We start from the raw sequence: 15,031 nt of genomic DNA on the forward strand, positions 1-15,031 counted from the left end.
GACTACCGGCTGCCAAACGGCAAGATTTTAATTTTGCGAAAAACTATTGACACAATCCATAATGCCCGCTGAAAGCAGGGAAAATCCCTTGCTGAAAAAAGGGATTTCCGACGCTTTTTTTTAAGGAAAAGTACTTGACAAAAAACACATCCCCGTCATCTGCGGGATCGCCGGCGTGAAGCTGGAAAAATGGTGGAAGTGGTTCGTGCCGCTGTTTTTGATGCGCGACGCAGATGGTGTTGGTGGGGATTTCGGTGGTGGTGTGGTAGGAAATTACAGGAGTATCGAATCGCCGTTTGCTCCACTGTTTCAACTATAGCCGTTTTTGTAAGTTGGCCTTCCTCATTTTTAATGATATGATAATCTGCTTCTTAGTATCCATTTAGGAATTATCATTTTTTATATGTAAATATATTGAATGTATCCCTTTTCTATTTAATGCTAAATAAAATATCAGAACTACAAAATATATAATACCACCCGCGAATTTATCCATAGCTGTCGCCATGATAATAAAAAGACACGAGAAAAATATTTCTTCTATGCTAAACTTAAAATGAATGCCTATTTTTCTTCGTATAATCTTTTCTGCAAAACAGCACTTTAAAAAGCTTATCATGACTATAAATAGAAGTGTTATTTCTATACTTTTTAAATAATCTATTGAAAATTTATAAAAACAGATTCCCAGCACAACTGATAAAATATTAACTGCCAAAAGCTCATTTTCACGCCTATAAATCTTTAAAAATGCAGAATCTAGTAATACCATCTTGCTTTCAAATAAGCACATAGGAAAAAGAAATCCCATATAAATTAAGCTCTCCGTATACTGTGGTATCCATTTTAATAAAATATAGTAAGTGGGAAAATATAATCCTAAAATTATCACGATAAGTATAGACAAACTTTTCCGCAAAATTTTATAATATTCTTCATGGGAACTAGGTGGAATTCGATACATTACCTGAAAAAATATAATCCCGACCGCGTTCACAAAGGTAATAAAGAGATTAACTATACTGATGCACAAAGAAATTTTTCCAAAAACAATTAGATCCCAACACGCCTCTACTTTAAACCTTACAATACCCAGGCTGAGCATACTCGTCAGACTGGATACCATCAATTTTATTCCAACTGCTATATTGGCCGTTATCTGATTAATCTCCCTTTTTAAATTTCCAAGTCTTCCAATCAGGATTTCTTTCAACAAATAACCTGCTATAAATATAGAAACTGTTTTTGCAAGAATATCAGCTAAAATCATATCTCTAGATTCAAATCTGCCAAAAAGGAATTCAGCAAGAAGAAAAAGCAAGAAGATAACTCTATCAGATATATTAATTACAGCCATCTCTTTAAATTTACTGATAGACTGACAGACGCATATCAAATAATAGCGAAGATTTACTAAAACTATATTTATACAAAACCCCAATACTATATCCTTTGTTCCGTCCTGCGTATTTAAAAAATACCATACTGTGTATGCAATAACGGCCATGACAAAAGTTTGCAGGACTAACTGAGTTCTCACATCTTGTCTGTCTATACTCTCACTGTCGCTTCCCGAATTTCTTAACAAAAAACCATCATTCCAGCCAAAATGAAAATAACCGGAATATGAGCTGTAAAACAGATAAAGCTGCCAATACGCAAACTCCTCTACTCCCATAAATCTGGGAACAAACAATGTTATAACTGCTGACGCAAGCATTACAAAAAAGTTTGATGAAAGACTATAGAAGATACTCTTAATGATATTTTTAATATTTCCCTTATTTTCCATTATCTTTCCTACATTCCAAAAAGTATATTTTTTTCATATATAGCAGAAAAAACTTCTGTATACCCATTGCTGGCAATAATATTAAAAAATACCGCCGTACATATTAAATATAAAATATATATCGGACAATATAGTACGCTTCTTTTATTTGTAATAGCTATGTAATTTAATAAAAATAGGTTCCTATATAAACGCATAAAAGTGTTTCCACCAAGATATAATGGAATCATCATACATACCGCAATATTAATATAACAAACATATGAGAAAAACTTTGGTTTAAGTTTTTCAGATAAAGTTTTTCCTCTGCATATCAGGCAGACTAAAATTACCCCTGCTAATTGCCAGATTGCCATTCCAAGGACCTTTGCCGGAGAAAGATAACTCATACTGGAAAAATAACTTTCCGAACTTCCCATTAACATAGTAAACAATATTGGCATTAACGGCACAATAAAAGCAACCGCCAAGAAACAATATTGAACAAATACTATTACACTTTTAACTTTAAATAAACGGATGACAACTAAAATAAAGTAAAAAATAAATGATATATGAAACAGCGACGCCGCCATTACATATACCATATATTTAAGAATACTATATTTCTTATTGTAATCAAATAAATAAGTCAACCCTTTAAGCAATACTATTGTAGCCAAAAAAGTCCTAATCTGAATTGTGGATTCCAGCATAGGATATAATATAAACAGCGACAATACTGGAGCAGGCCTTTCGGTATATATTAAAATAATCTTAACAAGGGCGATAATTGCTATTGCCATTAGAAGAAAATAAAATTGTTGGAAATCCAATCCCAATTTTTTTCCGATAATATTAATAAGTAAGTAAATCGGCTCTCTTGTATCCCCCTTTAATAATAATTCAACTCCATTGTCAAACATATATTTATAATTATAATAATCAGGATTTTCGTAATTTCCTCCCATAATTATAATCAAAAACATTGTCTGCAGGGCTGTTATTATCTTAGATTTTTTTAATAGAAACCCTAAAATTACCATTAAAAGGCCAATAATATAAAGCATCAGTCTCTCCTCAAACACCTTTTAATTTTAATAGTTAAATTCTTAAATCTAATTTGGAAATAGTGTAAATTAAAATTTTTCTTTTTTATCCTTCTCCAATTTTCCAAAGTAATATTATATCTATAATCTTCAAATGCGTTTGGAATAATCATAAAACACTTTGCATTATCATCAGAAATCTTTACCTGCATCTTCCTCTTTTGCAAATGGATGTATGCAAATTCCTGTTTTACTATCTCTTTTCGTTTTTTCTTATACTGAAATATTCTTCCTTCTTCATATGTAAAAACAGCATTCCTACATTTTTCCACCCTGTAGCCTTTATTTTTTTCATTGTAATATGTCAGTAAAAAATCAGAAGACTTTGTATATATGTCAGCCGAAATATTCTCTTTTAATATTTTCAAACCATTTTGTATAAAAATATTATTAATACTGTTACTATACAGCTCATCAAAAATGCAGCTTGTATCCACTGAATACACTTTTTTATATAGGCACTCTCCATTATAAAGGCTCATAAACTGCCTGTTAATTTTATCAGTATTTTTATATAACGTAAAATGCCCGAATTCAAAAAGTTTATCATAATCATCCAGTCTTTTTTCCAAAACCCCCTCCAAATCTCCAAATATAACATCTACATCACAATGTCCCCAGTAATCATATTCTCTAACCAAATCCTGAAAAATAAATCCGTAAGCAGGTCTATAATCACACAGTTTATATGGCCTCTCTAGGGAAATCGGAAATTCAAATTTTTTTTGGATATAAGCTTTTAACTCACTAAAAGACATCGATATTAAACTAACATTGTCCGGGTAGTTATAAGGCTTATCATTATCAGTTATGAGCAGCCACTTGATTTTTTGGTTTTTCCCGCAAGAATTAAGGAACAACTGAAAATACGAAGGAAATTCTCCAAAATAAGGAATAATCAAACAAATACTTTTCATTTTACCTCTTTCTCCCTATGTATTTCGCTATTACAAAAGCCCCCAGTCTTATCCCTAAAATTTGTATCAATATTCTACACAAAGTTGTTTTCCTATTATATGAATATTGACTCAGCCACCAAAGCTCCTTTAGTTCCCTTTGATGCATTTTAAAGTCTTTCAGGATTGCCCGTATTCCTATCAGAATAAAATACTCATAAGATAAAATTCCCAGCATAGCATTCTTTCTTATATTATTTTTATCTTTCTTAAATATTTCGCTCCATTTCACAATAATAAACAGCAAATCACTATATGTTTTTTCCTTCAAATAATGGGAAATAGAATCCTCTCTAATCCGATAGGCATAGTTTTTTTCATTCCAAAAAAATACTGTCTTACATACATTGAATACTTTAAAACTCCAATCTATGTCTTCACTTCGCAGACCAGGTTCAAAAAAAAGCTTATATTTATAGACAATATCTCGCTTTATCACTTTAGCCCATGGACTAATCGGAAAATAATTACTTTTAGCAACAGAACTGATCGCTTCATCATAAGACAAACTGTTAATTTGTTTGGTATTAATTCCCGATGACTTTTCTGCTAAATACTTGCCTGTAATATCTATCTCTGTATAATGGCTCATAACTACCAGATCAGGTTCTGCATATATATTTATTTTATCTTTCAATTTATTTAGATACTCTCGATCCAACCATAAATCATCACTATCCAAAAAAAGCAAATATTTACCTGAAGCTATCTTCATCCCATTATTTCTAGCCTGTGATGCGCCTTGACTTTGCTGATGTATCGCTTTTATCCTTGAGATAGATTTACTTATTTCATCACATAATACTTCGGAACCATCATCTGAACCATCATCTATCAATATGATTTCATAGTCTTTGTAAGTCTGATTTAAAATACTGTCTACAGCATCCTGCAGATAATTTTTGACATTATAGACTGGTACAATTATACTAAAATATATGTCTTTATGCATATTAATCATGTCCTATAATAATTCGTTATATATTTCCTTCATTTTCTTGGTTACATGATCCGATGAAAAATATCTCATCCTTTTCCTGTTGAACTCCCCCATTTTTTCTCGTACATCTGGGGATATAAGTAATTTTTCTATCAAGGCTGCCAGTTCCATTTCATCATCTACCGCAAAGAGTTTTCCACCTCTGCTATCCTTTTCAATCAAGTCACGATTTCCCCTTATGTCACTGCAAATAACTGGAAGCCCGCTTGCCATTGCTTCCATCATAGAAACTGGGAGGCCTTCCCGCTTAGATGGAAATATAAAAATATCTGCTTTTTTATATATTTCATCTATGTCATCTCGAAATCCCAAAAATCTTACTTTTTCTCCTATATTTAATCGACCTGCTAATTCTTTTAAATACCGCTCCTTTTCTCCTACTCCACACAGCCAATAAACAAAATCACTTTTTCTTAATTTATGCAATGCTTTTAGAACCAACTCATGATTTTTATTTGCATTTAATTCTCCTACTGACACCAAAACTACTGTCTGATTTTCATTTCTGCTGATTTTCTTCTCATTATCAGGATAGAATTTATTCAGATCCACCCCTACCCCAGGAACATATGTTACTTTTCTCGCCTTCATATGCTTTTTAGCAAATCTGTAATCTTCTTTATTTATAGTAATTATTATATCCGTATTATGTGAAAGATACCGTTCTACAGGATAATATAAAATCCAGTTTAATAATGGCGCTCCCTGATAAAAATGAAATCCATGAGCCGTATAGATTACTTTTCCGCTATTCTTTAATTTACCTGCTGCAAAACGAGTGATTGCGCCTGCAACTGGTGTATGACAATGTATTACAGTAAAATTCTCTTTTTTTAACAGACTACTTATTTGCTTTAAAGCCCTCAAAAGTACGATAATTTTTGTAATACTCCTGCTGAAATCTACCTGATGACAAATACACCCCCTGCCTTGAAGTTCCCCAATTAAGATATTTACCTTTTCTTTCGGCCATACTTTTAAATCATTAAAATTACATGCAATATGTACTTCTATCCCCATCTGCTGAAGAATCTGGATATTTTCCATATTAAATTGTCCAATCGTTGATGGAACTGTAGATACTAATAACGCCTTTTTCATCTTACCTTCCTACTCTCAGTGCCGGAACTCCAACATAAGTACCAGGCTTTTCAATATTTTTTACTACCACTGCCCCTGCTCCAATGATACTTTCTGGAACAATTCTAATATTGTTTTTTACAATACTTCCTATCCCCAGCCAACATCTTTTTCCTAGTTCTACATTTCCTCCCAAATGTGCTCCTGGAGAAACATGGACAAACTCCCCGACTCTGCATTCGTGATCAACGGTTGCTCCAGTATTAATAATACAATGCCGCCCTATTTTTCCCCCATAATTTATCACTGCATTTGCAGCTACAACCGTCCCTTCTTCAATTTCCACACTACTCCCCAAAACTGCCCTTGGATGAATAGCGCAAGTATATAATATCTTGTATCTTTCCGCTATTTCCTTCCTAATATTGTTATTCCCTATTCCAATAATAAATTTTGTATCAGAGGAATACTTCCTGCAATCTTCGATTTTCCCAGCCACTCTTATTCCTTCAATTTTCGTTTCTCTTGGAATATTATCATCCAAGAATTCTATCTCTTCCTGAACCCCCTGTTCTTTTTGGGCTGCTTTCAGAATATCTAAAACCACCCTGGCGTGACCGCCTGCTCCAAGAATCACTGTACTCATTTTTCTCCGCCTTCAAACCTCTCCATCGTCTCACACCCTTCCGAGTGTATCCCTTCCCTTTTAAACACCGTCTTGACTGTCTCCGCCAGCACATACAGATCCAGCCCCAGCGAAACCCCTCTCACATACCGCAGATCCCACTCGAACCGCTCCTCCCATCCAATCGCGTTCCTTCCCTTTACCTGGGCAAGCCCCGTAAGGCCGGGCCTTACGTCGTGCCGGTGGCTCTGCCTTTTGCTGTACAAAGGCAGATAGTCCACCAGAAGCGGCCGCGGCCCCACCACACTCATATCCCCTTTCAGAATATTAAACAGCTCCGGCAGCTCATCCAGACTGGTAGAACGCAACTTTCTTCCAAACGCCGTAAGCCTCACTTCATCCGGCAGAAGTTCTCCGTTCTCATCTCTCTTATCCGTCATACTCCTGAACTTATAAAGTTCAAAAATCTTACCGTCCTTTCCCGGGCGTTTCTGCTTAAAAATCACTGGGCTTCCAAGCCTTGTCCTCACCAGAAACGCCGTCAGCAGCATGACCGGAGACAAAATTACAATCCCGGACAGGGCCATAGCGATATCCATTCCTCTTTTTATGTAATCACGGTACAGTCTTCCCTCTTTTCTTCTTTTCCTGCCTGAAATCTCATATCTTTTATTTACAGGAAGACTGCCTTTGCATCTTTTTCTCACCTGAAGCACCCTCTCACAATCTCTATAATTCTCTCCATATCCTCTTTCGTATTCTTTATATCGCTTGGAAGACAAATTCCTCTGTTGAACACATCCTCCCCCACCGACACGCCATGGCAGCTCTCCACCTGGATGAAATCATTTTCTCTGTACACCGGCTGCAGATTCATTGGCTTCCAGATCGGTCTGCTCTCGATATTCTCTTTCTCCAGTGCCTCTGCAATCCTCTCCGGTGTAACTCCCTCTTTCATCTGCTCCTCGCTTACGGTCAGGCAGGACAGCCAGTTATTTGCCTCCCCGTCCGGATTCAGCGGATTCATGGAAACTCCTGGAATATCGCAGAACGCTTCCTCATAAGTCCAGTAAATCTCCTGTTTTTTTCTCTTATATTCATCCAGCGTATGCATCTGCCCTCTGCCGATTCCGGCAATTATATTGCTCATCCGGTAGTTATAGCCTATCTCTTTGTGCTCGTAATGCCTTGCCGGCTCTCTCGCCTGTGTGGCCAGAAATCTTGCTTTTTTTATTTTCGCCTCATCCTCAGACACCAGCATTCCTCCGCCTGAGGTGGTAATGATTTTATTTCCGTTAAAAGAAAAAATACCCAGATCTCCAAAGCTTCCGCAGGCCTTTCCCTTATAGGTACTTCCCAGAGCCTCGGCCGCATCCTCGATAAGCACAGCTCCATGCTCCCTGCAGATTCTCATAATCTCATCCATCTTTGCAGGAGTTCCGTACAGATGGGCCAGAAGCACCGCCTTGGCCTCCGGGTATTTTCTGAAGCCCTCCTCAAGGGCCTCCGGCGACATATTCCAGGTATCCTGCTCCGCGTCAATGAAAACCAGCTTTCCTCTCTCATAGGTAACCGGATTGCAGGTAGCCGCAAAAGTCAGGGAGGAGGACAGAACCACATCGCCTTCTCCAATTCCAGACAGCTTCACTGCCAGATGGAGGGCTGCTGTCCCTGCACTCAGGGCTGCTGCATGGCTGACGCCCACATAGGCAGCCAGCTCCTTTTCAAACTCATCCACATTTTTCCCCAGAGGAGCCACCCAGTTCGTCTCAAATGCCTCGTTGATATAGTCCATTTCATGACCATTCATGGTTGGGCTGGCCAGGAAAATACGTTTTTTCTCTGTCTGCTTCTGATGATTGTCCTGCTTTCCGCTCTGTAATCTGTTCATACGAAATCCTCCCTTTTCTTTAAGATTTACTTTCTTCCCGCTTTCTCTCTCCGGACAAATATCTTTTTCATCCGTCTCGATATTTTTCTCTGTCTCATTTGAAACAGCAGTTTCTCGCCTGTCCCGTTTCAGTCCTCTTCTTTCCTGTTTTTTATAAACAAACCCAAAAGAAAAAGAAGCCCCCCCACAAGGCTTCTTTCCATACCGCTTCCTTTTTCTGTATAATAACCTTCCGCCACTTTCAGGCGGCAGTTTTATTCCCTTCATTCCTGTGCCAGTTTCCTGCCTCTTCTCTGCCCGGACTTCCTGCTTCTGCCTTTCGCCTCTCTGTCCTGGCTTCTGACTTCCGGTTCCCGGCTTTCAGCTTTCCTCCCCGGCCTGTTGTCTCAGCCCGTCCTTCTCCATCGCAAGCCCGAACAATACGGTTTTTTCTCCCAGCATCTTTACTCTTACCACTGCATATCTTTTGTGCAGGTTTACTCTCACAATTTCCTCTTTAAATGACTGGAGGGCTCCATTCAGTATTTCAAGTTTTCCTTCCTCATCTACCCGCACAGTGCTTGGGCGTACTGACAGACAATACCTTTTTCTTTTATCTGTCCCCGCTCCGCATTTCGCTGCCCTGTTTTCTCCAGTGCAGTTTCCTTCTTTCTCTCCGATCATGCAGAAAAACCGCTCTTCCTCTGCGCCCAGAGGGATAAACTCACATCTGTCTCCCCCCAGCAGCTTAGTAAGACCTGGTACCTTCTTCAGCCTCTGGAACAGTTCTTCCGGCTCTTCTGTTTCCGCAAAAATGTAACCTGGAAACATATTTTTCTTCACTATGTTCCACTGTCCGCCTGCACGTCTGGGCCACTCTGCCCAGATCAAAAAACAGTGCCGGCACAATTCTTCTGGTATCATATTCCGCATAAACAGAAGTATCTCCTCTTCTTTTCCTGTTTCTGTCTGAATCACGTACCACATGGCTTCCTCCTGATTTTCAGGACAAAAAGGTATAGCTTCGCCCTACCAGCACAGCAGGCCGAAATTTTCTAAACCGCCGCCCTGATTCTTCTCTGCAGTGTTCTGTCTCCCCCCTGAATTTTAATTGGTCAGCAGCACACTGCACCTCTATCACATCCATCCGCCGTCGTATGCCTCATTAGCTGTACTTCGCCTTCAGGAATTTGTCCTGTCTTTTTTTCCTATGTCTTTCCCAGATTACCGGCCCGGCTTCTATGATGCCTTCACAGCCTCATCAATCTCCAGCCCGGCCCAGACTACGGCCTTTCTCTTCCCGAGAGTGAGTTCCAGTTTTGCAAAGCGCCGGTGCCAGTCAAATGAAGCGACCTGACGTTCCATCCCCGCCAACGGGCCTCTCGTGATCTTGGAATATCCGCTTTCTCTGTCCTTGTAGCCATAGGATAAGGCAAGGAAATGGTTTTTTCCGCAGAGCTTTCTCAGGTATGTCTCCTCCTCAGGATATACAGAAATCAGATACCCGGGTTCCTCCATTACACGGACAATGCCACGGTATTCCTCCAGCTCTGCGGAGAGCTTTTCGGGACTGCTGCTCTGTAAAAATACATATCCCGGAAACAACTCCTTGGTCTGCCGTTCCCAGCTTCCATTTACCCGCCAGAGCCGTTCACTCTGAAAAAAGAAGGCCTCCTCCAGCGCTTCCCCGGACAGATGATTTTTCAGGGAAGCTGTAATCTCCCCTTCCCTTCCCGGACGGCACTGCAGCACATACCAGCTCATCGCGCAACCGCCTTTCCCTGTAATTTGTCGCTTAACTGGATATTAAGCGACACTTTTTATTCTCCATTAGTTTCCATCAGGAAACGCTTTCTCCAATCAAACAAGATACCTCCGAAAAAGTGTACTATATATCGGAAAAAATTCCGGCCCAAGGTGACTGAACACCGATACGTATATATAGTACGATATCTGCTCTGTTCCCAGGCGCCATCTATCTGCTGCATATCAACGAAAACCCTTCATTTTATTTTGGAAATATAAAAGAATTTTTAAGAAAATCTTAGAAAGAATTGACAGGTGTTCCTTTTTGTAAATATTGACCACTCATAGAAAGGGTGCTATAATCTACAGGAACATAAATACTTACTGAAAAATGCAAAAAAGTGTCGCTTAATATCCAGTTAAGCGACACTTTTTTTCCTCATTCAAACTCCTATTTCAGCCAGGAGCAGCATCCACCCGACAGAATAAATCTGTCTGGGCTGTCTGAGCCAGCCAAACAGTTCTGCTCCTGAGCATACATACCTGCTCCCATACCGCAGAGAACTGTTCCTCAGGCCGGCCAGTCCTTGGCAGAATGGCTGGCTGAATAACTGCTTCCCCTCTCCCCGCGGCTTGTTTCCTCTGCTACAGTTTCATTATAAAATTTTTAATTACCTCGAAAATTCCGCAGGACAGCAGATTAATCAGGATCTCTTCCATCTGTTTTCTCATCATACTGTATCTTCCTCCATTTTTATATTTCGAGCGCTCGCATACAGTATGACAGAATTTCCCCTTTTCTTCTCCTCAAATTTTCTGCGGATAAGCATTTTTGATCTTTTTATAAAAACTTTGCTTCTCGTTTCTCTCTTCTGTCCAGCTTTTCCCGCCAGTCTGATATCTCCCTGCCATTTTCAGCCGCAGACTGCTGCTGCAGGCCGTTTAGCGCCGGAGCTTTCCTACACTCCGCCGTGCACCATATCTGCTGCCATCTTGACAATCAGCAGCGCCGCGATCAGAAGCATCATAGGGCGGATAAACTGAGCCCCCTTTTTGATAGCCATTCCCGCTCCCACGTATCCTCCCAGGATTCCGAACACAGACACGGGAACCGCCACCGTCCAGACTACCTTTCCGGCTAGGATGTAGGAGGCCGAAGCTGCCACGGTGGAGGCCAGAAGCGCAGCCTTTGCATTTCCTGAGGCTGTCTTTAAATCGTATTTCAGCAGCTTTGTGAACAGCAGAATCACCACTGTTCCGGATCCCGGCCCGAGAACACCGTCGTAAAAGCCCATGATCACTCCCGTGAGCAGGCAGGCGCGAATCCTTTTCCAGCCTTTTATCTCCTCTGTGCGGTTGACCTGGGGGTATTCTCTGCTCATAAAAATGAGGAGAGCCACTGCAGGCATGGATGCCAGGATCATAATTTTCAGCGGCCGATCCGGCAGGTGCAGGACAAGTTGGGCCCCGCAGGCGGAGCAGAAAAAAGTCACAACTCCCACCCCGATGGCAGTCTTTCCGTCGATCAGCCCGTTTTTCAGAAAGCGGACGAAGGAAGTAAAATTTCCCACCAGGCAGCCCACCTTGTTGCAGGCATAGGCGTTATGTACGGGAAGGCCGGTGAACAGATAGGCGGGAAGGGCCACCAGCCCTCCTCCGCCGGAAACGGCATCCACAAAACTGGTCAGAAAAAATATGGGACATAAAAACAGTATCATCTGAAGCTCTGTCATTGTCTTCTCCTTTGTCTTTTTCTCTTCTTATCTGCGGCCTCCCGCTCTCCCCGCTTTATCTCCGGATCTGTCGTATACGCTCCCGCTTTCATAACTCTGGGCCGGGCGTCTTCCGTTTCTTCCCGCCGTGTCCTACTGGGGATTTTTCTCAAAATATTTGTCCATCACCGCCCTCGCCACAGGCCCGGCCTGAGAACCGCCGGAGCCGCTCTCCTCTAAAATCACGCAGACCGCTATTTTCGGATCCTCCACCGGTGCAAATCCTACGAACCATGCATGGGTTTCCTTCCCTGTCTCAAATTCAGCGGAGCCTGTTTTTCCCGCCGCCGTGTAGGGAGCTCCCCGGAGGGCGGAGCCTGTGCCGTCCGTTACCACTGCCGTCATCAGTTCGGTGAGAACTGCCGCATCCTCTCCGCTCATCAGTTCCCCGTATGCAGACGGCATAAATTTTTTCACCGTCTGTCCGCCCGCATTTTCCACATGGTCAATCAGGTAGGGCTTCATCAGCGTGCCGCCATTGGCGATGGCCGCTGTGATCATCAGGTTGTGCATCGGCGTCATCTGCGTCTTTCCCTGTCCGATGGAGGTCTGAAGGCGCTCCCACTCATCCGCCCCCTCTGTCATCACAAAGGAGCTCTTATTGTAGGGAATGGACAGCGGCAGCTCCCGGTTGAACAGAAACTGCTCCGCCAGGCTTCTGAACTGCGCCAGGTTAAGACCCAGCCCCATGCTGGAAAAGGCTCCGTTGCAGGAGTTGGCAAACACGCCTGTGAAGTCCTGGCTTCCGTGGGCTTCTCCGTGGTAGCACCGGATCTGGTAGTCCCCATCCTCGAACGTGCCGTCACAGTCGAAATGGAAGTCGTTCCTGCCGTTCGGATTTTCATGCAGATACTCCAGCGCCGTCAGGATCTTAAAGGTGGAGCCTGGCGGATAGAGTCCCTGAGTGGCCCGGTTTACAAGCTGGGCCTTTGTGTTCTCCGGCGAGGTCAGCTCTGCCCACTGTTCATCTACCGTATTGGCGTTGAAATTGGGCTGAGAGACCATGGCCAGAATTTTTCCCGTATCCGGCTCCATGGCGATCACTGCCCCGCGCCGGTTTCCCATAGCGTCAGAAGCTGTCTGCTGTAAATCCACATCCAGAGTGGTCACCACATTGTCGCCGATGTTCTTCCTTCCCTGCAGCTCGTTGACGGTTCTCTCCAGCAGATTGACATGGGAGGACAGCAGGTAAAAGTTCGCAAGAGACTCGATTCCCGTCTTTCCATTTTTTCCGGAATATCCGACTGAATGGACAAACAGATAATTATATGGATAATATCTCTTTTCTGAACCGTCCCCGGCCACCTGCGTCTCTGCCAGGACTCTCCCGTCATTGCTCAGGATTTTTCCCCGGACAATGCGGTCTGAAAAGCGGTCGAGCCTCGCATTGTAGGAGCTGTTAATGACATTTTCGCTGTCAAACTGAAGAAACCAGCCAAAATACACGCACATTCCGATAAAGAGGGCCGCAAAGGCGTAGGTAATTTTTAATATGTTTTTATCCGTCTTCTCTCTGGCAGCTGCTTTTCTCTCCCTCTCTTCTCTGGCTGACCGTTTTTTCTTTCCCCTGGCCGCTTCTCCCCTTCCGGCAGAAAAAAAGCTCTTCCCTGTTCTGGCAAGGCGTTTTTTCATTCCCTGAAGTCCCTCCTCACCGGAATTTTTTCTGGAGCGGGAAGCAGAGGACGGTTTTCCTCCTGATTTTTCCTGTTTTTCACTGTTTTCAGTACTGCTTTTTGCCATGGCTGTTCTCCCTCCCTTCTCCTTTGGCGGCTCATTCAGCCTCATATTCCTCTTCCTCCTCGTTGCACTTTAAAATATAAAGCCCCTGCACCACATTAAACACGATAAAGGTGCTGAGAATGGAGCTTCCGCCGTAGCTCACAAAGGGGAGCGTCACTCCCGTGGAGGGAATAAATTTTGTCACTCCTCCGATTGTCAGAAATACCTGGACAATGTAGGCAGTCCCCAGGCCAAAGGCAATCAGCTTATAGAACATCGCCTGCATTCTGACTGCAATCAGCATAAACTGCATAAAGCAGCCCAGGCAGATGAGAATCAGGCAGAGGGCATAGATACCGCCCAGCTCCTCGGAAATGGCAGAAAAGATAAAATCCTTTTCCACCACCGGAATTTTGGAAGGCATTCCCTGGTAAAGCCCCATCCCAAACCAGCCGCCGGTTCCAATGGCAAAGAGGGACTGGCTGATCTGATAGCCCTTCCCTGCTATATCGCTCCAGGGATCCAGCCACGCCTCCACCCTGGTGCGGACATGGGAGAACATCTGGTAGGCAAACACAGCGGCAGCCGAACCGCAGCCGGCCCCAAGCCCCAGATACAGCCAGTTATTCGTCGCCACAAACAGCATCAGAAGATAGGTGACGAAAAAGATCAGGGCGCTTCCCAGATCCTTGGAGAGCACCAGCACCAGAACATGGGCTGCCGCCGCCGCTGTGGTGATCACCACGGTTTTGAAATCAGTTGACCGGTAAAACATAGTCGCCACGAAAAACACAAAGCTGATCTTGACAAACTCTGACGGCTGGAAGGAAAAGCCCCCGATGGTGATGGATAGCTGAGCTCCGAAAGCCGTATTTCCCATAACGCAGACCACCAAAAGCAAAAGCAGGCCGATGCTTCCATACACCCATGGAATTTTTGAAAGCTGCCATGCCCGGTCCATAATAAACGGGATAATCATTGTCACGGCTGCCGCCGCCACCACGATGGCGAACTGCCTCACCGCCCGATCCATGGAGAGTCTTGTCATAATGATAAAGCTGGTGGACAGAAGCATACAGGCATTGTTCAGAAGAAGCCTGGACAGGTTATGATAAAACAGCCGGTACAGCCCCATATACAGGAAGAAAAACAGAAGCTGCGCCCCGAAAAACATCAGCGCCTTCTCGTCCTCCGTCCTGAGATAAATAATCGTATACGCAAGAGTATGGATTAAAACCAGTATGACATTCTGAAGGCGGCACAGATGCCGTTTCTGGTCCTCGTCTCCAACCCCGAAAAACCGGAAGTTGTAATAGGTATAAATCGCTATGAGAAGTATCATCAGATACTTCGATACATTTGTAATGAGATTAGCCATAAAAA

General features: G+C 42.6%; 13 protein-coding genes. All 13 read right to left on the minus strand.

What is annotated here, in order from left to right:
- Positions 1 to 382 precede the first annotated feature (382 nt).
- Positions 383 to 1,792: a hypothetical protein gene (locus DW757_RS11820; RefSeq protein ID WP_118751789.1), complete on the minus strand. Its 1,410-nt coding sequence runs from the start codon at positions 1,790 to 1,792 to the stop codon at positions 383 to 385.
- An 8-nt stretch (positions 1,793 to 1,800) separates the two neighbouring features.
- Positions 1,801 to 2,841, minus strand: a complete 1,041-nt coding sequence (locus tag DW757_RS11825) for an EpsG family protein (protein ID WP_118751790.1) — start codon at positions 2,839 to 2,841, stop codon at positions 1,801 to 1,803.
- Positions 2,841 to 3,797, minus strand: a complete 957-nt coding sequence (locus tag DW757_RS11830) for a DUF6625 family protein (protein ID WP_118751791.1) — start codon at positions 3,795 to 3,797, stop codon at positions 2,841 to 2,843. The genes DW757_RS11825 and DW757_RS11830 overlap by 1 nt, the downstream gene beginning before the upstream one ends.
- 1 nt (position 3,798) lies before the next feature.
- Positions 3,799 to 4,788 (minus strand): glycosyltransferase, encoded by a 990-nt coding sequence (locus DW757_RS11835; protein ID WP_182433296.1) that lies wholly within the window; start codon positions 4,786 to 4,788, stop codon positions 3,799 to 3,801.
- A gap of 12 nt (positions 4,789 to 4,800) precedes the next feature.
- Positions 4,801 to 5,937, minus strand: a complete 1,137-nt coding sequence (locus tag DW757_RS11840; RefSeq protein WP_118751793.1) for a glycosyltransferase family 4 protein — start codon at positions 5,935 to 5,937, stop codon at positions 4,801 to 4,803.
- 1 nt (position 5,938) lies between these two features.
- Positions 5,939 to 6,562 (minus strand): acetyltransferase, encoded by a 624-nt coding sequence (locus DW757_RS11845; protein ID WP_118751794.1) that lies wholly within the window; start codon positions 6,560 to 6,562, stop codon positions 5,939 to 5,941.
- Positions 6,559 to 7,140 (minus strand): sugar transferase, encoded by a 582-nt coding sequence (locus DW757_RS11850; RefSeq protein ID WP_279221225.1) that lies wholly within the window; start codon positions 7,138 to 7,140, stop codon positions 6,559 to 6,561. The genes DW757_RS11845 and DW757_RS11850 overlap by 4 nt, the downstream gene beginning before the upstream one ends.
- 104 nt (positions 7,141 to 7,244) lie before the next feature.
- Positions 7,245 to 8,432 carry an aminotransferase class I/II-fold pyridoxal phosphate-dependent enzyme gene (locus DW757_RS11855; protein WP_118751841.1) on the minus strand — a complete coding sequence of 396 codons (1,188 nt, stop codon included), beginning with the start codon at positions 8,430 to 8,432 and terminating at the stop codon, positions 7,245 to 7,247.
- A gap of 360 nt (positions 8,433 to 8,792) precedes the next feature.
- Positions 8,793 to 9,398 (minus strand): transcription termination/antitermination NusG family protein, encoded by a 606-nt coding sequence (locus DW757_RS11860; RefSeq protein ID WP_118751795.1) that lies wholly within the window; start codon positions 9,396 to 9,398, stop codon positions 8,793 to 8,795.
- A gap of 252 nt (positions 9,399 to 9,650) precedes the next feature.
- Entirely contained in the window at positions 9,651 to 10,175 is a 525-nt protein-coding gene (locus DW757_RS11865) for a transcription termination/antitermination NusG family protein (RefSeq protein WP_118751796.1), read from the minus strand.
- A 941-nt stretch (positions 10,176 to 11,116) separates the two neighbouring features.
- Positions 11,117 to 11,890 carry a TSUP family transporter gene (locus DW757_RS11870; protein ID WP_118751797.1) on the minus strand — a complete coding sequence of 258 codons (774 nt, stop codon included), beginning with the start codon at positions 11,888 to 11,890 and terminating at the stop codon, positions 11,117 to 11,119.
- Positions 11,891 to 12,022: 132 nt separating this feature from the next.
- Entirely contained in the window at positions 12,023 to 13,714 is a 1,692-nt protein-coding gene (locus DW757_RS11875; RefSeq protein WP_118751798.1) for a penicillin-binding transpeptidase domain-containing protein, read from the minus strand.
- Positions 13,701 to 15,026 (minus strand): FtsW/RodA/SpoVE family cell cycle protein, encoded by a 1,326-nt coding sequence (locus tag DW757_RS11880; protein ID WP_118751799.1) that lies wholly within the window; start codon positions 15,024 to 15,026, stop codon positions 13,701 to 13,703. The genes DW757_RS11875 and DW757_RS11880 overlap by 14 nt, the downstream gene beginning before the upstream one ends.
- Between the last annotated feature and the right edge of the window lie 5 nt (positions 15,027 to 15,031).

The organism is Clostridium sp. AM29-11AC (assembly GCF_003480545.1).
GTDB classification, from domain to species: Bacteria; Bacillota; Clostridia; order Lachnospirales; family Lachnospiraceae; genus Otoolea; species Otoolea saccharolyticum_A.

Bases quoted from the DNA above. Each gene is read 5' to 3' on its own strand.
- DW757_RS11820 (WP_118751789.1), bottom strand. From the start codon at position 1,792: ATGGAAAATAAGGGAAATATTAAAAATATCATTAAGAGTATCTTCTAT.
- DW757_RS11825 (WP_118751790.1), bottom strand. From the start codon at position 2,841: ATGCTTTATATTATTGGCCTTTTAATGGTAATTTTAGGGTTTCTATTA.
- DW757_RS11830 (WP_118751791.1), bottom strand. From the start codon at position 3,797: ATGAAAAGTATTTGTTTGATTATTCCTTATTTTGGAGAATTTCCTTCG.
- DW757_RS11835 (WP_182433296.1), bottom strand. From the start codon at position 4,788: ATGCATAAAGACATATATTTTAGTATAATTGTACCAGTCTATAATGTC.
- DW757_RS11840 (WP_118751793.1), bottom strand. From the start codon at position 5,937: ATGAAAAAGGCGTTATTAGTATCTACAGTTCCATCAACGATTGGACAA.
- DW757_RS11845 (WP_118751794.1), bottom strand. From the start codon at position 6,562: ATGAGTACAGTGATTCTTGGAGCAGGCGGTCACGCCAGGGTGGTTTTA.
- DW757_RS11850 (WP_279221225.1), bottom strand. From the start codon at position 7,140: ATGGATATCGCTATGGCCCTGTCCGGGATTGTAATTTTGTCTCCGGTC.
- DW757_RS11855 (WP_118751841.1), bottom strand. From the start codon at position 8,432: ATGAACAGATTACAGAGCGGAAAGCAGGACAATCATCAGAAGCAGACA.
- DW757_RS11860 (WP_118751795.1), bottom strand. From the start codon at position 9,398: ATGTGGTACGTGATTCAGACAGAAACAGGAAAAGAAGAGGAGATACTT.
- DW757_RS11865 (WP_118751796.1), bottom strand. From the start codon at position 10,175: ATGAGCTGGTATGTGCTGCAGTGCCGTCCGGGAAGGGAAGGGGAGATT.
- DW757_RS11870 (WP_118751797.1), bottom strand. From the start codon at position 11,890: ATGACAGAGCTTCAGATGATACTGTTTTTATGTCCCATATTTTTTCTG.
- DW757_RS11875 (WP_118751798.1), bottom strand. From the start codon at position 13,714: ATGAGGCTGAATGAGCCGCCAAAGGAGAAGGGAGGGAGAACAGCCATG.
- DW757_RS11880 (WP_118751799.1), bottom strand. From the start codon at position 15,026: ATGGCTAATCTCATTACAAATGTATCGAAGTATCTGATGATACTTCTC.